Source organism: Desulfobacterales bacterium (assembly GCA_029211065.1).
Classification (GTDB): domain Bacteria; phylum Desulfobacterota; class Desulfobacteria; order Desulfobacterales; family JARGFK01; genus JARGFK01.
Genome location: JARGFK010000019.1, coordinates 25,108 through 45,639, shown reverse-complemented (window position 1 = coordinate 45,639; position 20,532 = coordinate 25,108). Strand labels below are relative to the sequence as shown.

The window sequence follows — 20,532 nt, the reverse complement described above, 5'->3', positions numbered from 1 at the left end:
CAAATCGGCTATTAATAACTAACCCTTGAGCCCTTGAATCCTGAACCCCTTTCTTCCGGGTAACTGGGATTAGGACCAAATAATCGAAGGATAACGCTTAATGGAAATGAGCCAAGTAGATAGCGGTAAATTAAAGCGCCTGCTGATCATTGATGATGAGGAAAACATGCGGCACATGCTTTCGGCCATGTTCAGCAAATCCGCCTATCAGGTGGACACCGCCGCAGATGGCAGGGAAGGGTTGGAGCGAATTGGGCAGCATGCGTATGATTTTATCCTCTGTGACATTAAAATGCCGAAGATGGACGGCAACACCTTTTTGCAGGAAGCCGGATCCCGGCTGGGTTCAGCTACCGTGATCATGATGTCCGCCTATGGTACGATTGATGTCGCAGTTGAAGCCATGAAGCTGGGGGCATATGATTTTATTTCCAAACCGTTTAAAGCCGATGAAGTCCGCTTGATTTTTAAAAAAGCTGAAGAACGCGAAAAGTTAAAAACGGAAAACCGCCAGCTCCGGGAACGGATCGAGCGGATTCAGGAAAATTTCAGTTTTTATAATATGGTGGGTAAAAGCCGGGCGATACAGGCGGTGTATGGGCTTGCTGAAAAGGCCGGACGATACGATACCACCGTCCTGATAACCGGCGAAAGCGGTACCGGAAAAGAGCTGATCGCGCGGGGGATCCACTTTACGGGCAACCGGTCCGACAAGCCTTTTGTACCGCTGAATTGCGGCGGCATACCTGAAAACCTGCTCGAGAGTGAACTGTTTGGGCACATCAGGGGCGCCTTTACCGGGGCGGACAGGAATAAAATCGGCTTGTTTGAGGAGGCCGACGGCGGGACCATTTTTCTCGATGAAATTGGCGAACTGCCCCTTGCGCTGCAGGTTAAGCTCTTGCGGGTTTTGCAGGAGAATGAGATTCGGCCGGTGGGTGACTCCAAGACTCGAAAAATAGACGTGCGCGTCATTGCTGCAACGGCCAGAAAACTGGAAAATGAAATTAAGGAAAACAGGTTCCGTGAAGATCTTTTCTACCGGCTGAACGTTTTAAGAATCCATGCCCCCTCACTGAGAGACTGGGCTGAGGATATCCCTTTATTATGCCGCCATTTTATCAATCTTTTCAACGAGCGGTTCAATAAACGCGTCCGGGGCATCTCACCGGCAGCCATGGCGCTGTTGATGAAGCATGCGTGGCCGGGAAATGTCAGAGAGCTTGAAAATATGATTGAACGCGCAATGGTGTTGACGGATGAGCGCGTCCTGACGCCGGAGAGTTTTCCGGCAGAGCTTGACCCAAAGACCGCTCCCTCTATTCAAGCCAGTGACGTCTTGAGCGGCTATTCCCTTAAAACGGCGCAGAAGGTGCTGGAAAAAGAACTGATTACAAAGGCGCTGATCCAAACCAAAGGGAACCGAACCCATGCCGCGAAATTGCTCCAAATCAGCCATCCTTCTTTATTGAGCAAAATCAAGGTCTACAACATCGAAGAATAGGATAAAAACAGGCGAAGGGCACAAAGCGGTCAGGGGTCGGGAAGAGCAGAGGGATTAGACTGAAAACTGAAGACGAAAGGTGTGAGGAATATTTCCCCTCTTTGGAAAAGAGGGGTCAGGGGAGATTTTTCTTGGCGGCAATTCAATCAACTCCTTACCCTGCCTGATGTGAGGATGTTCTTCTATTCTCACTTGCGGTATAAATCTGAGTGGGTGCCGGTGCGCTCGAACACGATGCGGTCTGTTTCAACCTTATAGATAAGGAGCCAATCGGATTCGATGTGGCACTCCCGTCTTCCTATCCAGTTGCCGATCAGTTTATGGTTGCGATGAATAGGATCCAAGGCTTCTTCAGCAACGAGGGGGCGAATGACCATTTTAAGCTTTTCAAGATTCTTCCCCCGCCGTTTCATTCGCTTAACATCCCTCTCGAATTGACGCGTATAAACCGGAGTGAGCATCAGATATCCAGCTTGTTGAACATATCTTCAACATCCTCGCAGACAACAAGGCGATTGCCTGCATCCGTATCGTTGAAAGTCCGATAGGTCGTTTCACTGGGAATGGCAACGTCAAAAGGCAGGCCGTTTCGGAGCTCTACCTGTTTATAAAAAAGGGTGATCGCTTGAGTCGTGGTCAGTCCGAGTTTGCGGAAGATGTGATCCGCCTTTTCCTTTAGACCGGGCTCAATGCGGGCGCGTATTGTGGATGATTTATGCATCGTTTACCTCCATTTGTCAGTCAATGTAGCACAAACGGGGTACACCGGCAAGTAATTTAAATACACGCCGCGAAATCAAACCGCCCATTCATTTTATTTGACAATCAATCCCCATTAATTTATAAGTCGTTAAATTCAAAAACAATTTTAATATTTCCACGTATCATTCAGCATCCATGACAGAAAGGATTTGTAATGGACGCCTGCCGATTGAAAGTCCTGTTAATTTTTATGTCCGTGTTCATCCTGGGCTTGCTGCTCGTGTCCATGCCTGTAAATGCCGCTTCCAGGGGAATCAGCGTCACAACCAAAACGTCCTCCGGCGCTGCTAGGGAAATACAGCTTTATTCCGGCTACCATGCATTGGTGATAGGATGCGGTGACTACCGCGCCGGCTGGCCGCGGCTTCCCAATCCGGTAAAGGATGCCAAGGCAGTGGTGGATCTGCTTAAGCGGTCCGGGTGGAATGTGGATTTGCTGGAAGATCCTGACGGAAATTCCTTGAAAAGGGAATTAAACAGGCTGGTTACCGGTCCCGGCCGGGATAAGGAAAAGGCCATTCTGGTGTGGTTTTCCGGGCACGGCCAGACCATCGAAGAGGCCGACGGGACCAAGCTGGGATATCTGGTGCCGGTGGATGCGCCGGACCCGGAAAAGGATTTGCTGGGCTTTATGGAACGGGCCGTGAGCATGCGCCAGGTTGAGACCGTATCCAAACAGATTTTGTCAAAGCATGTGCTGATGCTGTTTGACTCCTGCTTTTCCGGGGCCATCTTTCAAATGGTCCGGGCCAAGCCTTCGGCCTATATCGAGGAGAAAGTATCCTTTCCGGTCAGGCAATTCATTACCGCCGGCACGGAAACCGAACAGGTACCCGATCGGTCGGTTTTTAAGGATGTGTTTATTCAAGGGATAAAGGACGGTTTTGCGGATTTGAACCGAGACACGTATATCACCGGCGAAGAACTCGGCGCATACCTCCAGGAAAAAGTGATTAATTACTCCCGCAAGACCCAGCATCCGCAGTACGGCAAGATCAACAACCCGAAACTGGACAAGGGCGACTTTGTCTTTGCGGTTGCCGGAATCGGTGCTGCAGCGCCGGCAGTGGCTGTAGATGCCGGTTTGTCGGCCGAACGCAAGCGTCTTGAAGAAGAGCGCCAAGAGCTTGAAAAGATGAAAGCTGAGATTGCGGAACGCAAAAGGATTGAGGATGAACGCCGGCAGATCGAGGCTGAAAAACAGAAAATACTGGCCATGGGCAAACGGTCGGATGTTGCCCCCGGCGCCGGCAAAAAAATCCAAAACAGTCTCGGCATGGAGTTTGTTTACATCCGGCCGGGGTCATTTACGATGGGAAGCCCTGCCAATGAATCCGGGCGTGATGATGATGAAAAGCAGCATCAGGTGACCTTGACCAAAGGGTTTTATTTGCAGACCACGGAAGTAACCCAGGGGCAGTGGCAAGCAGTCATGGGCAACAACCCATCAAACTTTAAAAACTGCGGAGAAAGCTGCCCGGTGGAGAGTGTGTCCTGGAACGATGCCCAAGCGTTTATCCAAAAACTGAACCAACAGGATGGGAGCGATGTTTACCGGCTGCCCACCGAAGCCGAGTGGGAATACGCGGCCCGGGCCGGGAGCGCGACAGCCTTTGCCAATGGCGACATTTCGAAAACGGGGTGCGAATATGACGCCAATCTGGATGCCATGGGGTGGTACTGCGGCAATTCAAAAGATACCACTCATAAGGTCGCTCAAAAAAAGTCCAACGCATGGGGCCTGTATGACATGCACGGCAATGTCTGGGAATGGTGCCAGGACTGGTACGGCGACTATTCCTCGGGTTCGGTTACCGATCATAGCGGACAATCAAGCGGCTCGTCCCGTGTGCTTCGGGGCGGCAGCTGGGACGACGGGGCCTGGATACTGCCGCTCCGCCATTCGCTTCTGGCTCAATCCCGGTGATCGCCGCAGGAGCGGCGGTTTCCGGCTTGTCTTGCTTCCAGGTCAGTGAGCCGGGCAAGCAGCGGAGCGCGGAATCGAGCGCAGCAGACGGGCACAGGCCGTTGCGGAGCAGGCCTGTTGCCGTCTGCTGCGGGGCGATGGCGCGTGGAGGGGTGGGTTGCCGGGTTAATAATACCTTTGATCAGGGTGCCCTTGGAATTTCATTCCTAATTCAAAATTCATGAGTTTAGTCAGCCTTTTTAACATGTCCACTCAGTTTAAATTTTTTATAATTCCGCTAAAAAGCTTTAAGGAAGCCGAATCGGATTTGAATCGCTTTTTGCGCTCCGCAAGGGTTCTGACCGTACATCGAGAGTTTGTGGACCAGGGCGATAACTCTTTTTGGTGTCTGGCGGTGGAATATCTTGGCGGCAGCCCTGAGCAGGAATCCGGCAAGGGTGTAAAAAAAAGAAACCAGATCGACTACAAGGAAGTGCTCTCTCCCGAAGATTTTGCGCTGTTTGTCCGCTTAAGGGAGTGGCGAAAGGGAATGGCGGCTAATGAAGCCGTGCCGGTATATACCATTTTTAACAACGAACAACTGGCGGCCATTTCCGAAAAAAAGATTGCAACCCTTGCAGATCTCCAGAAGCTTGAGGGCGTGGGGGAAGCCCGGGTTCGAAAGTATGGAGAAGCTGTCGTTAAAATCGTAAAGCAGGCAAGCGGTTCGGACGACGGGGGGTCTGAGTGAGACGCGCTGGCCGACTATACCCGTTGATCGCTGAACCGGACAATATTCGTTTGGCTTTTTTAAAGGCTGCAAGGGGTAAGCACAACCGTAAAGAGATTGTCAGTTTTAAATCTGATTTTGAAAACAACATCAGAAGGCTTTATGATCAAATAAAGCATCAGTTGCTGGATGTCGGCAAGTATCGCTTTTTCCATGTTTACGACCCTAAAAAGCGCCTGATCTGTGCAGCGGCCTTTGAGGAGCGTGTTCTTCACCACGCAATCATGAATGTGTGTGAGCCGGTTTTGGACACGTATGCGATTTACGATTCATACGCTTGTCGGAAAGGCAAAGGGGCGCAAAAGGCTGTTTTAAGATCCCAGGAGTTTGCGGGGCGCTACCTTTGGTTTTTGAAACTGGATATCCGCAAGTATTTCGATTCAATTGACCACAGGATCCTCATGCAATTCCTTGCGCACCGATTCAAGGACAAAACACTACTTTTGCTGTTTGGCCAAATTATCAAAACTTATCAAACAGAAGCAGACAAGGGGCTGCCGATCGGCAACCTGATTTCCCAGCATCTGGCCAATTTTTACCTTTCCGGATTTGATCACTGGATTAAGGAAGTTCGCAGAGTTCACGGATACATTCGGTATATGGATGATTTTATCCTGTTCAAAGAAGATAAAGCCTCTTTGAAAAATGAACTGCGGCAGATTCAAAGTTTTCTAAAAGAAAACCTAAAATTAGACCTAAAATCGACCACTCAGCTAAACCGAAGCTCAAACGGCATCCCTTTCCTCGGGCTCAGGGTGTTTCCACAAAGGATCCGGCTGTCTCCTTTAAGCAAGCGGCGGTTTATTCGCAAATTTCGATTGTATGAAGAAAATTTCAAAACCGGCAGATGGTCCATCAACATGCTTACGCGTCACATGGAGCCTTTGATTGAGTTTACACAGATGGCAAATGCCGCTGATTTTAGGCGGAATGTAATGATACGTTTTGGGGTTTCGTCCTGAAGCTCGAACCGTGTGCTTCGGGGCGGCAGCTGGAACAACAAGGCCAGGAACTGCCGCTCCGCCAATCGCAACAGGAACAATCCCGGTAATCGCAACAGGAACAACGGTTTCCGGCTTGTCTTGCTTCCAGCTCACAGGGAAATGGCGGAGGCCTGCCCACTGACCCGGACGAAATCCCGTCCCTGGAATTCCAGGGCAAAAACAAACCGCACTGCCGGTGCTGGTAGTTGGGACCGGATGGCCCAGCGAAATCTCCGGCAGTGCAACTTGTCAGAATGGCCGGGATCTTTTTCGCAGTTTTTTGAACAACATAATTGCCGTATCGACCTAATTTCTTACAATTTAATAATAACGACAAGAAATAAAAATCCCTCCCGGCCTCCCTTTGACATAGGGAGGCATAATCCCCCTCTTTGTAAAAGAGGGGATAGGGGAGATTTTTTAATACGATTGAAAAGCAATTACTATCCAATGCCCATCCGAATTTTCACCATACCCTTTGATTCTCACAAGGAGCTTTTTTCCGATGAAGACCTGGGGCAATCTGCCGCAGGGCGATGAATCGTGTATTTTTGTAGGAGCGAGCTTCGCTCGCGATTGGGAATATTTCGCTATCGGATGGAATTCGCAACCAGAGGTTGCTCCTACGGGAAGGTAAATCACGATATGGTGTAGGAGCAAGCTTTGCTTGCGAAAAATAAAGTGATCGGGATTTTCGCCTCCGGGTAATATTCGCAACCGGAGGTTGCTCCTACGGGATCAGAAATTAAACATAATGGAATCGGCTCATCAGAAACATCTTCGAACCGGCAGAACCTCCGAGACGGGCAGGGCGTATTCTCTCACCAAATGCACGGCAAAACGTATATGTCTCACGGATGACCCTGATATTGCTTTGATGGTGATTGACACATTCCTTTGGATGGATACGAATGGGCGGTTCAATCTTGGGGCGTTTGTGATAATGCCTGATCATTATCATATCTGAATCCAAAGTATTTTCAGAGAATTCAATGGCACCTGTTCACGTAGGAGCGGGTATGGCTTACGAATACCATCGTGCGATTAAAATTGCCCCTGGGAGGTAATTGTAACAAGTAAAAACCCGCCCCCCGATCCCCGACGACACCTTTATAATCAGTCAATAGCCCACTTGAGCAGTAAACTTCCCCAGGTAAATCCCGCCCCGAACGCCGCGATGACGATCCAGTCGCCCTTTCGCATCAATTGCTGCTGATATGCTTCCGACATGGCCAGCGGTATGGTTGCCGCGGTGGTATTGCCGTATTTTTCGATGTTCAGCATCACCTGGTCGGGTCGCAGTCCGATCTTTTTGGCCACGGCGTCGATGATTCTATAATTGGCCTGATGGGGGATAAAGAGTTTAATGTCGCTGCCGTTGAGGTTGTTTTTTTTCAATATTCTTGCAACCACATCGGTCATGCCGTTAACGGCGAATTTAAAAACTGTTTTGCCGTCCTGATACAGGTAGTGCATTCTGTTCTCTACGGTTTCATGGGTCGTTGGAACCAGACTTCCGCCGGCGGCAATGCGAAGAAAGTCAGCGCCGGAACCATCCAGATGCAGCGTAAAATCTTTTATACCCAAATCTTTTTCCGGGGTCGGCTCCAGCAGCACGGCGCCGCCGGCGTCGCCGAATAAAATGCAGGTGTTGCGATCCTGATAATCAATAATAGCGCTCATTTTATCGGCGCCGATCACCAGAACTTTTCGATGCCGGCCGGATTCGATAAATTGCGCACCGGTTGCCAGGGCAAACAGAAAACCCGAACAGGCGCCGTTTAAATCAAATCCCCAGCAATTAACGGCGCCTAGTTCCTTTTGGACAAGTGCGGCTGTCGGCGGCACCGTCATATCGGGTGTTGTTGTGGCGACGATTATCAGGTCAAGGTCTGCGGCAGATATTTTTCGCTGCGCCAGAACCATTTTGGCGGATTCAACCGCCATATAGGAAGTCCCCTTGTCTTTTTCAAGAATTCTTCTTTCGCGAATTCCGGTCCGCGTCCTGATCCATTCGTCGTTGGTGTCGACCATCTGTTCCAGATCCTTATTGGTCAGTCTTTTATCCGGCACATAGTGTCCGACGGCGGTAATAATTGCGTGCATGAAACGCTCCCATGACAGTATTAAAAATTAATTTGTTGCCCGAATTGAGCGAAAGATGAGGCTGCCCCAGCTTCCCCCGCTAACGGGATCTTCATTTCACTCGGAAAGGCGTCCAATGGTGAAACAAAAAATGTATCAAAATTCGATTGGGTCTAAAACAAAAAAACTTCTTTTATCATACTCAATTGCATCCTGCAAACAAAAGGAATAAACAGATTTATTTTAAGGATTATATAAATCTATGGAAGGATCTCTATGACGATAAAAAATGGGAGCGGACTCTTGACCGGATTGCCGCCTGGTAAATTTTTAGATACTGGCCGGCAGGTATGGTCCAGGAAACATCCATTGCCATTGCATTCCGGATGAGTTCCTGCCAGCGCTGGGGATCATTTCTGAATAGACCAATGGCGCGCCTGAGCGTTTCGGAGAGCAGCTCGGCTGCCGGCAGGATATCGGCCATGGCAAAGCTATCGGCAACCGCTTCTTTAAAACCGAATCCGTTCGCCTTTGCACCTGCCTGCTCATCGGTGACGGTATCCACGATCCCGCCGACAAAACGGACAATGGGAAGGGTGCCATAACGCATGCTGATCATTTGGGCCAGCCCGCAGGGTTCATAGACGCTTGGCATCAGAAACAAGTCTGCGGCGGCATAAATCAGATGGGACAGGCCGGTTTCAAACCCTTCCCAGAAAAAGAGGCTGTTTTTATTCGCTTCCGAAAGGTCTCGTATTTCGGCGGCATACCGCCTGCCCGTGGAATCTTGGGGATGGGCCGAACCCAGGATGGCGATTTGAATATTATCCCATCCGCATAGTTTTTCCAGTATCGGCATGAGAATGGCCGCTTTTTGATCCGTTATCCGCCCGATGAATGCCATTATCAGGGATGCGTCTTTGATTTCTGCAAATGGGTTGAGGCCTTCTTTTTGCCAGCTTTTCAGTAATTTTCGAATCAGCCGTTTTTGTTTTATAACCGAATCAATCGGATCGGATTTTGAAAAATTGTAGGGTGCGATGGTCGGTTCGTTTTTAGGATTCCATTCAGCAGTGTCAATTCCATTGACAATGCCGCATAAGTGACGGGATCTTTCCTGGAGCAGATGGTCGAACCCGCCGCCGAACGCCGGTGTCCGGATTTCATGGGAATAAGTGATGCTGACGGTGTTAATCAGGTCGGCAAATCCCAAACCGCCCTTGGTAAAGTTTAAACGGTTCTGGTGTTCCAACGACCGGGTCTGCAAGGGCTGAAAGAGGCTTTTATCGAAGCCTGCCTGAAAAAGGAGCCTATCGGTCGGTTCGGTAAAGGTGTCGTCGGGAAAGGCGCCCTGATAGAAATAACCGGCATTATGGGTCGTGTAAAGTGTCGCAATTCGCCCAAGATAGGGATCGCTGCGATAAAGGGTGTTCAGGTATACCGGGATTAAGCCGGTGTGCCAGTCATTGCAGTGAATAATATCAGGGTGAAATTTATCAAATGTCCTTAAAAATTCAATGGCGCCTCTGCCTAACAGGATCGCCTGTTCAGGAGAATCGGTTGCCTTGTCAAACGCGTCCATACAAAGCAGATAACAAGGGACCCGGGGTTCATCGTTGTTTGATATCGGAAGAAAATAATGACAGACGTGGGCACGTCGCAATTGACCGCCAAGCGGAATCGGTATCTCTGTGGCAATAACCGAATCGAATCTGTTTTCGACACCTGTGCCTGAGACGGTTTTATATCCCGGCATTAAAACCCGCACATCCATGTCTTCCTTTGCGGCAAGCGCTTTGGCAAGGGCCGTGGCCACATCCCCCAGGCCGCCGGTTCCGTCGATTCCCCTAACCTGGTTGGATACAATCAGGACGCGCAACTTCATTTAATGCTCCTCTCGAACAGATTAAGAAGTCCGGAGATCTAAATATTCCAAGATTTTTCGACGGCCGTCATAAAATTCCATGGCCATCTTTTCCACCACTCGGTCGACTTCATGGTGATAGAATTCCTGCGCCTTTTCAGGGGGGACTCCCATTGACGGTTGCATCCTTCTGACATCCCCGAAAGTTAAGGCCCCCAGTTGCAAAATTTTTTCCCGGCAAAATTCAAGAAATGCCGCAGTATATAAATAGTTGAGGCAAAGCTTTATCGTTTCCGTATCTTGCTTTGAAAGCAGATAGGCAATGCTCTGATACAGTATGTCGATCCACAGGCGGCGCGTTACTCCCAAAAATTCAAAGGAATCGGTATCTCGTGCCGGCATGCCGGCCAGACGGGAATGCGATTTTTCGATGGATGCAAAGGTGCCGGGCAGCAGCACTTTTTTCATGGGCGCTTTAAACTGGTTGAACCTTTCAATCAATACATTTCGCTTGATATCGACATTAAATACATTCGTAAAGCCCGGGTCAATAAATGCAATACCGGTTTGGTCCGCCCCCCATGTTGTCGGGCGCTTGACGGGGAAGTCATCCTTCAGTATGCGCATCAGTCGCCCGTCTTTTTTTTCGTAGTGCATCATTCTGCCAAGTGCCGCACCGATAACCTCACCGGGCATAACGGACAGTTTGGCGTCGTCGGTGATGTCATGCAACTTAGCGCCCAGGTAGGCTTCATAGATGATAACATCGGGATCGGCGATATTGTCAAATGTCGTTGCAATATCGGTCCCGTAGCGGCGCCGGTGTTCATCCCATTCCGCATTGCGTTCATGCCGCACAGCCCCGGCCGATAGGACAATGTCTCCGGAAATTCCCCCGGGTACGTATTTACCCATGAGCGTTGTCAGGGGTCCCACCACAAATCGGGTAAGAGATGCGTCGACAAAATGGCGGGCATAACGGGCCGTAATAAAGAATTCTTTGTTTTTGTTATCGGTTTGATGCAGTGTTTGGATCTGCCCAAACACTGCAAACCATGGCTTCAGATCGTTTCGCAAGTCGCCGTCCAGCAGGATCAGTTTTGTCATGGTCGGACACCCCCCGACCTCATCAAAGATGAGTTTCAGGGCGCTGCCCTTACCCGGGGTGCGGTCGTTTTTGTATCCATCATAGGGGACGGCCGCTACCAGTAGATTTTTTGAAAGGGAAGGGCCTAACTGCCGGAAAGTTTCCGCTGAGGCTTCCAGTGCGGCCGCAAGGGTCGAATTATCGGGCGAATCCATCCGGCAGGTTCCATCCGACACGATAAAGGCGACCTTCCTGCCCGGATAAATTTCGGCGACAGCCTTTAACCCACCGGCAAGTTCCTTGCCGATATTGTCGGCATTCTGAAAGGTTGGATGCCCGACCACGATTTCGGTTTTAGATCGGGACAGAAGTTCACCCAATTCACCTTCAGCTAATGGGCATACACCCTGGTAAAGGCCGTCAGCTAATGTAAAGATCGACATGCGCTCCTCCTTTGTTAAGGAATTGCGTGGGAGTCCCGGCGCATTTACTCAGAAACCTGATAACGGTTTGCCTGCACTTGCAACAACGGGGTTTAGGCCGCGTCATCTATGGCTTTCCCCTACCCACCGCAGCGGGACTGTGGCGTAATCTTTAAATACCTAACTTATACCGCTTTACATAATAAAGTTCCGAAACAATGAATTGCGGTATAAGCGGTTGTAGAAAAAAACGTTGGGATAACGGAACGTTTTTTTGACAACCGCTATAAAGGTGCAGTGAAACCCATTTCATGTCAAGGAAAAATTGAGGCTGAACGGGTTGATGGACCAAAGGCGTTCAGGGTCAACCCAGTGATGATCACACGGAACCTTGTGTCGATGGGTGGTACGATGGGAACGACCCAGGGAGGTCGGCTTAAGTCTGAAGATGACGGAAGCCCTGATCCTTCATTTCGGCGTCTGGAAATTGATTCAGGGTCATGGGTCAGGTCTAATGGCAGGAAGCTGTCAATCCGTCGTAGCCAACAAGATCGGTTGTCGATAATATTGTCGAAAAGTGTTTACAGCGATTTGAAAATGCATTGAATGAGAATGCTTCATCGGAAATGAAAGGCAATTTTGCCCAGCGCCTTTCATTTCGGTATGAATTGAATCCATCCGGAGTCCGCATTGGAGAATGTTGTATATAAGATCAGACGCAGAACGGATACTGCGAAAAGATCTAAAATGCTCTATTGATTTTGTTCCTTAGTTTTCCGGAGCACTTAAATGTAACAACTTTTCGTTCGCGCAGAATCAGGTCTGATCCGGTAGCAGGATTTCGTCCCCGGCGTTTGTTTTTATCTTTCACGCAGAATTTTCCAAATCCTGAGATTAACACATCATCGCCCTTTTGCAATTTCCCTTTGATAATTTCAAGCAGGGTTTCGATTAGCTCGACAGATTTTTTCTTCGTAAATCCCAGTTCGTGTACCTTTTTAACAATATCATTTTTAGTTAATGCCATAACGCCTCCTCAAAGGACATTTCCACTTGCAGTGGTAACGAGTCGACCTTGCCCATTTACGTTGAATTGTTGTCGATGATTTGTTTTCACTAAGGTCAAAGTGTTTCCAGTAGTGCCCGGTCCAGTTTGACTACCGGCGTTTCAAGGACTATTTTTGTTTGAAAATTTGTAAAAAAATAAATGTTATTTGCAACTAACTGATTTTTTAATATATAATATAAATACCCATTGGTCAAGAGGGATTATTGCTGAAAATTAAGATGACTGAATTTATTCATCTTTGGTTTGTTCCACATCTTCCTTTTTGGCAGGACTAAGTTCATCGATATTTTTGATGATCGTATTGACCTTTTTAATGATTTCGTCAATTTCAGCCTTTAATTTTCTATCATCGGTATCTGCCATTTTATTTTTCCGTTACACAAGGTGACCGGCGTGCAATATTTTTTTTTAGTTTCGTGAAGAAAGGGCATCATGTTTTATTTTTTGAAAAAGATGATTCGCAAAAAATAAGCTTAATGGTATAGAAAATATTTTACCAACAGGCTATAAGCAAAGGATTTGTTGGTATGACCGAAAAATCCTTTGGGTTAACTGACGCCAGCGTTTGGACGTGACCCTTGGATCTGCTGATTCAGAATATCTTAGCACATATAATAATTATAGTTACTTAGCAAGATTTTTTTGTATTTTTGTTTCATGTTGATTACCCGCAGAAATCGGGGATAATAAAAGACATGCGACTGACAATCGCAATTCACGGATAAAGACTTTAAGTGAAAGGATTAGGATCATCATGAATACCATCACCCATGACTTCAAGGTCATGACCTCGGGCACCTTTACAGCAGCATATCTTGAACTCATTCCACAGATAGCGCTTTTTACCAAGAAAAAAATCGTTACAGCCGCAACTTCCATCGGAACAGGTGAGAACTCCATCCCAAATCGGTTGAAACGTGGAGAGGCCGTGGACGTTGTCATTGTGGCCGATGCGGTTCTGCGGGGATTTATCCGGGACGGTTTGGTTTTGGCCCAAACTTATACCCCTGTCGTGCGGTCGGTGATTGGAATGGCTGTCCGGGCCGGCGCACCCATTCCGGACATCGGCACGGTCGAGGCGCTCAAACGCACGCTTCTGCAGGCGAAATCCATCGCATACTCAGCCAGTGTCAGCGGTCAATACCTCACTACCGAGTTGTATCAGCGCTTGGGCATTGCAGACCAGGTGACAGGCAAAAGCCGGCGCATCGGCGGAGGTGTGCGGGTCGGCGCCGTGGTTTCGCGTGGGGAGGCAGAGATCGGCTTTCAGCAGATCAGCGAACTGCTCCCTGTCCCTGGGATAGCGCATATCACTCCGCTCCCGACGGAGGTTCAAAAGGTCTCGGTGTTTTCGGCTGGTGTTGCCGCCAGTTCCGCGGATCCGGACCTGGCCCACGCAGTGATCAAATTCTTCACGTCCCCGGAGGCGGCCCACGCCATTACGAAAAGCGGATTGGAACCCATTGGTAATCGATAAGGGGCGTCTTTATAAATTCCGATTGCATTTAAGTGATGAATAGGCTAAATTTTTATTCGTATTTTTTAGGCAGAACATCAAAAAAAAGGTCAAAGTGCGGCATTTTGACGCATTTTTGAATTTAAAAACAAAAAAGGGACTTCGGGAATAACAACCCGAAATCCCTTCAAATTTTATGGAGCCGGCGCGCGGAGTTGAACCGCGGACCTGCTGATTACGAATCAGCTGCTCTACCAGCTGAGCTACGCCGGCTCAGGCTGTGCATTACGTTGTTTATGAGCCAAAATCAAGAAAAATTTTCATATGAAAAATTAGCGGACTCTCTTCGCAAGGGGGCCGCCGGTGTCGACGCCACCGGTCTTTCCAAAGCAGCCGGGGCTTGTGTTGCCGCCAGGCTGCACCGGAAACTGAACATACCGCTTGTTGTGGTCACAGCTTCGGCAAAGGAAGGGGAACGGTTTGTCGATGATTTTTGTTTTTTTTCAAATAGGTCCGCCCAGAGCATTTTTTATTTTCCGCCTTATAATATCATGCCGTTTAAACGGGTATCCTACCACAATGAAACGGCAGCCGGACGGATTCGCACCCTTTACAATTTAATCGACAGCTCCCAGCCGTCGATCTTGGTCACCAGCGTTGATGCTGTCCTGCAGAAGCTTATTCCCCGCTCGGAACTATGTCGGTTCGCAGAACTCATCCAGAAGGATGAGGAAATCAACCGGGACCTGTTGATCAAAAAGCTAACAAGCGGCGGCTATATTAATACTGCGATTGTGGAAGAACCCGGTGATTTCAGTATCCGGGGAGGCATCGTCGATATTTTTTCAACCACTTATGCCGATCCACTCAGGATCGAGATGGTTGGAGACACGGTCGAAGCCCTGCGGTTTTTCTCAACCACGACCCAGCGAACCATTCGCCATATCCATGAAGCCGTAATCCTGCCGGCCAAAGAGGTGATCCTGACGCCGGATTCTCTTCCTGAAATCATCAGTCGGATCAGAGAACAGGCCGCCTCTTTGGAAATGCCGGTTACACGCGTTCGCGAATATATTCGGTGCATCAAAGACGAAGGTGTGTTTTCAGGTGTCGAGAGTTTGATACCTTTAATTTATACCCTTCCAGGGACTTTTTTCGATTATATACCCAAAGAAGCCCTTTATATCCTGTCTGATCCGGGGGAACTTGAAAGGGCGGCGGAAACCTTTGCGGCCCAGGCCGACAAAAATTTCAAGACTGCCTGTGAAGCGGGCAAATTGTGTCTGCGGCCGGAAGCTTCCTATATGGACTGGCAAACGGCCATGGAGGCGATCAATCGATCGGCAGTGTGTTCGTTCCATCCGCTTCCGATTCAAAAGGAAACGACCGCGCCAGAGCGGCGCCCGCTGCAGATTCACTTTTCAGTATCCGACAATACCGCTTTAAGTGCGGCATTAAACATTACCAATAAAAAGGAGAACCTGCTGCTGCCGCTCGCCAGGCGCATTGGCGATCTTGAAAAAGCCGGAAATCTGGTCCTGCTGGTCTGCCGGACCGAGTCCCAGGCCCATCGGCTTAAGGCTTTGCTGATCCCGTATGGTATTCACCCGGGTTTTATGGAGAATTTTCCGACACCGGTAAAACCCAAGGGTGCCGTTTATATCTGCCCGGGGGCGTTGTCGGCCGGTTTGATATGGCCTGAAGAAGGGTTGGCCGTCATAACGGAGGCGGAAATTTTCGGGGCCAGAGCGCACAAGCGCAAGATCCAGAGAAAAGAGGTGATCGACAAACTCCTTGGGGTTGAAGACCTCAAGAGCGGGGACTTTGTTGTTCATATTGAGCATGGCATCGGACACTACCGGGGGCTTGCAAAGCTGAACCTAAACGGGAGCGAAAACGATTTTCTTCTGATCGAATACCGGGACAACGACAAGCTCTACCTGCCGGTGGATCGCCTGGGTCTGGTGCAGAAATATCTGGGAATGAATGACGCCGAACCGCTGCTGGATAAACTGGGAGGCACATCATGGGACCGGGTCAAAAAGAAGATAAAAAAATCGGTTGAAAAAATTGCCGGTGAGTTGCTCCAGATTTATGCGCAGCGGACAGTCAGCAAGGGGTACAGTTATGAGGCGCCCGACGGCTATTATCAGGATTTTGAAGCTGCGTTTCCCTATGATGAGACCGCCGATCAGATCAAAGCGATCCAGCAGGTTATGGACGATCTCGCGCGGCCGATTCCAATGGACCGGCTGGTGTGCGGCGATGTCGGATACGGTAAAACCGAGGTGGCGCTGCGGGCTGCGTTTGTTGCCGTAAATGCCGGCAAACAGGTTGCTGTGCTGGTTCCCACCACCGTTCTGGCGGAACAGCATTATACAACCTTTTCAAGCAGGTTTAAACGCTATCCCGTTCAAATCGCTTCTTTGAGCCGATTCCGGTCTCTGAAAGAGCAGCGCACCATCATCGATGACCTCAAAGCCGGCAGGACCGATATTGTCATCGGAACGCATCGGCTGCTTCAAAAAGATGTTTTGTTCAAGGATCTGGGTCTGATTGTTCTGGATGAAGAGCAGCGCTTCGGGGTGCGACACAAAGAACAACTTAAAAAAATCAGGAGCACGGTGGACGTATTGGCTCTGTCGGCAACCCCGATCCCCCGAACCCTGCATATGTCGCTGATGGGCATCCGCGATATCAGCCTGATTTCAACACCGCCGGAGCATCGTCATGCCATCATTACTTATATTTGCGAATTGGATGACGCCATTATTGCTGAAGCCATTCGCAAGGAACTCAACCGCAACGGGCAACTTTTTTTCGTTCATAACAATATCCACAGTATCCAGGCGATGGCGGCGCACCTGCAGCGCCTGGTTCCTGATGTGCGGCTGGGAGTGGCCCACGGCCGAATGGACGAAGGGGCACTGGAAAAGGTCATGTTGAAATTCGCCGCCAGAGAGATCGATATGCTGGTTTGCACAACCATCATCGAGTCCGGACTGGATATTCCTTCGGCCAACACCATTCTGGTCAACCGGGCGGACCGGTTCGGCCTATCCCAGATGTACCAGCTGCGCGGGCGTGTGGGACGCGCTGAAGAGCAGGCCTATGCCTATTTGTTTATACCGTCAGAGAGCCTGATGGGTAAAGATGCGCAGAAGCGCCTGAAGGTCCTGATGGAACACAGTGACCTCGGGTCCGGTTTCCAAATAGCGATGAATGATTTGAAAATCAGAGGCGGTGGAACGATTTTGGGGGCCTCCCAGTCGGGTCATGTCGCGGCTGTGGGGTATGATATGTACTTGAAGCTGATGGAAAACGCCATCGCAGAGCTTAAGGGGGAGCCCGTTTTGCCGGACTTGGATCCGGAAATAAACATTGCAATGTCGGCCTTTATAACGGAAGGGTATATGCCGGATATTGACCAGCGGCTGCTGGCCTATCGCCAGTTGGCAAAAATGACGGAACTTTCAGAAATTGCCGATTTCAAATCAGGACTGCTGGATCGTTATGGCGCCATTCCGGCTGAAGTATCCAATCTGCTTCTGAAAATTATGCTGAGAGTCCTTTGTATCAAGGCCGGCATAAAAAAACTGGAACTGGGCGACCACCGGCTGGCAGTGCAATTTTCAGAACCGCATCAAAAAAATCCGGCCGGTATCATCAATATGGTGGTTGCAAACGGGAAACGCTTCCAGTTGACGCCCGACGGCACCTTAATCATCCGGCTGAATAAAAGTAGCACCGGGGGGCTTTGGGGCGAGGCTAAAAACATCTTGAAAGAAATTATTCAACATGGTAACGGCTGAACACCTTCCGGTTGCGTTAAAAAAGAAAACAATACGGGTATTTTGCCGGTAAGTTTTAAGGTGAGTGCGAATGGTGCTGCGCTAGCCATGTTGCTATTTTTAACGTTTTCTGATGAAATATCCAATGCCCGAATACCCGACAACAGAAATGATGATGAATTAACCCTGCGACAACAGGTTTAGCCATACTTTGGGGTGCGTCTCTTATGCGATACGGCTCGAACACGAAAACAAAAATACGGTTACCGGAACGGTTGCTTCATGCCGCTTATCCGCCATTGATTTTGGCCGCCGTCATATTATCCGTATTATTCCTGTCTTCCTGCACGGATACGGCGCTTAATTTTGACGATGCGTATTTGATTCAGGTCAGCGAACGGGTCGTGACCGTCAGCGATTTTAATCAGGCGTTTGAAATTGCGAAAAGCGCGTATCCGCATAATCTCTCGCAGAATTCGGTTTTATTTAAAGAGGCACAGGTTCGCATGCTCAATCAGATGATCGAAGAACTGCTCGTGCTGCAACGGGCGGCAGAACTGCAGATCGAGCTTACTGAATCTGAAGTCACCCAGGCGATTGCAAATATCAAAGCGGATTATCCCGAAGGCGTTTTCGAACAGATGTTGCTTGAATATGCCGTTTCTTACAGTTTCTGGGAAAAAAGATTGAAAATAAGGTTGATGATGGAAAAGGTAGTTGAACGGGAGGTGCACCAGAATATTACCTTGACGCCGGAGGAAATTGCCAGGTTTTATAAGGAAAATTATAAAGGAAAACAGCCGGCTCCGGACAAGGATCAGGAAAAGACAGATATAAACAGATTAATTGTCAAACAGTTGCGACGACAAAAAGCAGAAGCGGCTTATCTGCTTTGGATAAAAAATCTGAGAGAGAAATATACGGTCGATATTAATCAGTCGCAATGGAAGCGGCTGACCGGTCTTTAAATCGTAACAGGAAAAATATGCGTTATAGATGGGAACGAAAAAAAAACAATGCCTGGATGTTCGGCCTTATGTATATGGGCTTTTTCGTCTGGGTGGGTGTGGTTGGGATTGCGACGGTCCATGGTGCCGAAATCGTTGATCGAATTGTCGCAGTTGTCAACGACGACATCATCACGCTCAATGATTTAGACCATGCACTCAAACCCTATATGAGCCAGATCAAATCGATGGGTTATACCGCCGAGACGGGATCCGACGTACCAGCCAAACTCCGGAAGGATATTCTAAATCGCCTGATCGACCAAAAGCTTACCGATCAGGAGATCAAGAAAGCCAGGCTCGCGGTCAGTGAAGCGGAAGTCGACAGTGCCGTTGAGAGAATAAAAGAAAAAAACCTTTATTCCGATGCGGACTTCCGAAAGGCTTTGGCCGAAGAAGGATTGTCCCTGGAAGAATTTCGCAAAAACATGAAGGAGCAGATTCTGCGGTCCCGGCTCGTCAATCGGGAAGTTAAATCCAAGATTGTCGTTACCGAACAAGATGTCAAAGCGTATTATGAAGCCCATTCTGAGGAATTCGGCCGTGAACAGACATATCACCTCCGGAATATTATCATGAGGCTGCCCCGGATGGCCGGTGAGGCTGAAAAACAGGATGCCTTGAAAAGGATGGCGGGGGTCCTGGAAAAATTAAACAATGGGGAATCGTTTGAACATCTGGCCAGACAGTATTCCGAATCGAATCTGTCTGCCGAGGGCGGGGATCTTGGGTTTTTTAAACTGGAAGCCCTTTCGCCACAGCTCCAAGAGGCCCTGAAGGATTTAGATGCGGGCAATTTTACCCCCGTGATCGAGACGGACCAGGGATTTCAGATCTTTTATATTCAGGAAATCAGGAAGGCACCGGGCAAGCCGCTAACGGAGGTTGCAGCCGAGATTCAGGAAAAATTATACAATGAAATAGTAGAAAAGAAATTTAACCAATGGCTGGGAGAACTCCGCAATCGTTCACATATCAAGGTCATAGAGTAGTATCAACGGGTATTCATGAAAACCATCGTGGCAAATAAGAGATCGCTGTCGTTTGGACGGTATTTAAAGAATGTCCGGCTTGACAGGGGCATCAACCTGCAGCAGGTCTCAATGGAAACCCGGATCGGAATAGACAATCTGCTTGCAATTGAGCGGGAGGATCACGACCGGCTGCCTGCCGAGGTTTTCGTTAAAGGCTTTATACGCGGCTATGCCAAGTCGGTCGGCGCAGATGCGGACGATGCCGTCCGGCTCTATTTGTCCGGCCGCAGGACGTTCCAGGAAACGGCCCGGGTTGATGCCGATTTGATAAAGTCCGGCATAAATTTCTGGCCGCGCCTCCTGCTGTCCCTGGGCGTTTTGTTTTGCATTATGACGCTGTCGGTCTTCATAACGTCGTTTCCCCGGAAGAGCGATGTAAAAAAAGAAAAACTCAGACCCAAAGCGATTACAAAAAATGAGCTGGCCGTGAGTACCCCCCTGCCCCAGCAGACAGCGTCTCCGCTTATGCCCCTGCCGACCGTAGTCCCTGAGAAGTTGCTGCTGAAAATCTTAACCGTCGAAAAGACATGGCTTAAAGTCATTATCGATGATCAGAAATCACGGGAATACAGCCTGAATCCCGGCGATCGGCTGGAGCTTGAAGCGTTGTCCGAATTCAACCTGCTGATCGGCAATGCGGCGGGCGTCCATTTGAATATCAACGACAAGGACCTCCCTGTTCCCGGCAACAAGGGTCAGGTCGTAGCCCTCAAGATTCCGTAATGCCGGTAAAAAGCCTGCTGAAAACGGATCGCTCCTGAACCGGATAACA

The 20,532-nt window shown here is 49.2% G+C and carries 16 protein-coding genes and 1 tRNA gene; 9 read left to right on the top strand and 8 right to left on the bottom strand.

Annotated elements, in window-relative coordinates:
* Positions 1-106: 106 nt before the first annotated feature.
* Positions 107-1,504 carry a sigma-54 dependent transcriptional regulator gene (locus P1P89_06270; GenBank protein MDF1591105.1) on the top strand — a complete coding sequence of 466 codons (1,398 nt, stop codon included), beginning with the start codon at positions 107-109 and terminating at the stop codon, positions 1,502-1,504.
* 188 nt (positions 1,505-1,692) lie between these two features.
* Here the strand turns inward: P1P89_06270 and P1P89_06265 are convergent, their stop codons facing one another.
* Together P1P89_06265 and P1P89_06260 are read right to left on the bottom strand one after the other, a co-directional pair.
* Positions 1,693-1,965: a type II toxin-antitoxin system YafQ family toxin gene (locus P1P89_06265; protein MDF1591104.1), complete on the bottom strand. Its 273-nt coding sequence runs from the start codon at positions 1,963-1,965 to the stop codon at positions 1,693-1,695.
* On the bottom strand, positions 1,965-2,225 hold the full coding sequence (locus P1P89_06260; protein ID MDF1591103.1) for a type II toxin-antitoxin system RelB/DinJ family antitoxin: 261 nt from the start codon (positions 2,223-2,225) through the stop codon (positions 1,965-1,967). Before P1P89_06260 ends, P1P89_06265 begins: the two co-directional genes overlap by 1 nt.
* A gap of 195 nt (positions 2,226-2,420) precedes the next feature.
* Here P1P89_06260 and P1P89_06255 point away from each other — a divergent pair, with 195 nt between their 5' ends.
* From P1P89_06255 to P1P89_06245, 3 genes are all read left to right on the top strand, one after another.
* Positions 2,421-4,193 (top strand): SUMF1/EgtB/PvdO family nonheme iron enzyme, encoded by a 1,773-nt coding sequence (locus P1P89_06255; GenBank protein ID MDF1591102.1) that lies wholly within the window; start codon positions 2,421-2,423, stop codon positions 4,191-4,193.
* A gap of 307 nt (positions 4,194-4,500) precedes the next feature.
* Complete coding sequence (locus P1P89_06250; protein MDF1591101.1) at positions 4,501-4,923, top strand: HRDC domain-containing protein; 423 nt, start codon at positions 4,501-4,503, stop codon at positions 4,921-4,923.
* On the top strand, positions 4,920-5,924 hold the full coding sequence (locus P1P89_06245) for a reverse transcriptase/maturase family protein (protein ID MDF1591100.1): 1,005 nt from the start codon (positions 4,920-4,922) through the stop codon (positions 5,922-5,924). The genes P1P89_06250 and P1P89_06245 overlap by 4 nt, the downstream gene beginning before the upstream one ends.
* Positions 5,925-7,061: 1,137 nt before the next feature.
* On the opposite strand, the gene P1P89_06240 is transcribed toward P1P89_06245, so the two are convergent.
* The 5 genes from P1P89_06240 to P1P89_06220 form a co-directional block, all read right to left on the bottom strand.
* Positions 7,062-8,051, bottom strand: coding sequence for a ketoacyl-ACP synthase III (locus P1P89_06240; GenBank protein MDF1591099.1), 990 nt, complete (start codon positions 8,049-8,051; stop codon positions 7,062-7,064).
* Positions 8,052-8,304: 253 nt separating this feature from the next.
* On the bottom strand, positions 8,305-9,915 hold the full coding sequence (locus P1P89_06235; GenBank protein MDF1591098.1) for a glycogen/starch synthase: 1,611 nt from the start codon (positions 9,913-9,915) through the stop codon (positions 8,305-8,307).
* A 21-nt stretch (positions 9,916-9,936) separates the two neighbouring features.
* Positions 9,937-11,424 carry a hypothetical protein gene (locus P1P89_06230; protein ID MDF1591097.1) on the bottom strand — a complete coding sequence of 496 codons (1,488 nt, stop codon included), beginning with the start codon at positions 11,422-11,424 and terminating at the stop codon, positions 9,937-9,939.
* Between the two features lie 721 nt (positions 11,425-12,145).
* Entirely contained in the window at positions 12,146-12,430 is a 285-nt protein-coding gene (locus tag P1P89_06225) for an integration host factor subunit alpha (GenBank protein MDF1591096.1), read from the bottom strand.
* Between the two features lie 270 nt (positions 12,431-12,700).
* On the bottom strand, positions 12,701-12,835 hold the full coding sequence (locus P1P89_06220) for a hypothetical protein (protein ID MDF1591095.1): 135 nt from the start codon (positions 12,833-12,835) through the stop codon (positions 12,701-12,703).
* Positions 12,836-13,226: 391 nt separating this feature from the next.
* Between P1P89_06220 and P1P89_06215 the strand changes: the two genes are divergently transcribed.
* A complete protein-coding gene (locus P1P89_06215) occupies positions 13,227-13,949 on the top strand; it encodes a substrate-binding domain-containing protein (GenBank protein ID MDF1591094.1) in 723 nt (240 codons plus the stop codon).
* A 176-nt stretch (positions 13,950-14,125) separates the two neighbouring features.
* On the opposite strand, the gene P1P89_06210 is transcribed toward P1P89_06215, so the two are convergent.
* Positions 14,126-14,201, bottom strand: a tRNA-Thr gene (locus tag P1P89_06210).
* Between the two features lie 23 nt (positions 14,202-14,224).
* Here P1P89_06210 and mfd point away from each other — a divergent pair.
* The 4 genes from mfd to P1P89_06190 all read left to right on the top strand — a co-directional run bounded on the left by mfd (position 14,225) and on the right by P1P89_06190 (position 20,483).
* Positions 14,225-17,740, top strand: coding sequence for a transcription-repair coupling factor (gene mfd / locus P1P89_06205; protein ID MDF1591093.1), 3,516 nt, complete (start codon positions 14,225-14,227; stop codon positions 17,738-17,740).
* Positions 17,741-17,946: 206 nt separating this feature from the next.
* Positions 17,947-18,687, top strand: coding sequence for a SurA N-terminal domain-containing protein (locus P1P89_06200; protein MDF1591092.1), 741 nt, complete (start codon positions 17,947-17,949; stop codon positions 18,685-18,687).
* Positions 18,688-18,704: 17 nt separating this feature from the next.
* On the top strand, positions 18,705-19,718 hold the full coding sequence (locus P1P89_06195) for a SurA N-terminal domain-containing protein (GenBank protein MDF1591091.1): 1,014 nt from the start codon (positions 18,705-18,707) through the stop codon (positions 19,716-19,718).
* Between the two features lie 27 nt (positions 19,719-19,745).
* Positions 19,746-20,483 carry a helix-turn-helix domain-containing protein gene (locus P1P89_06190; protein MDF1591090.1) on the top strand — a complete coding sequence of 246 codons (738 nt, stop codon included), beginning with the start codon at positions 19,746-19,748 and terminating at the stop codon, positions 20,481-20,483.
* Positions 20,484-20,532: the final 49 nt, after the last annotated feature.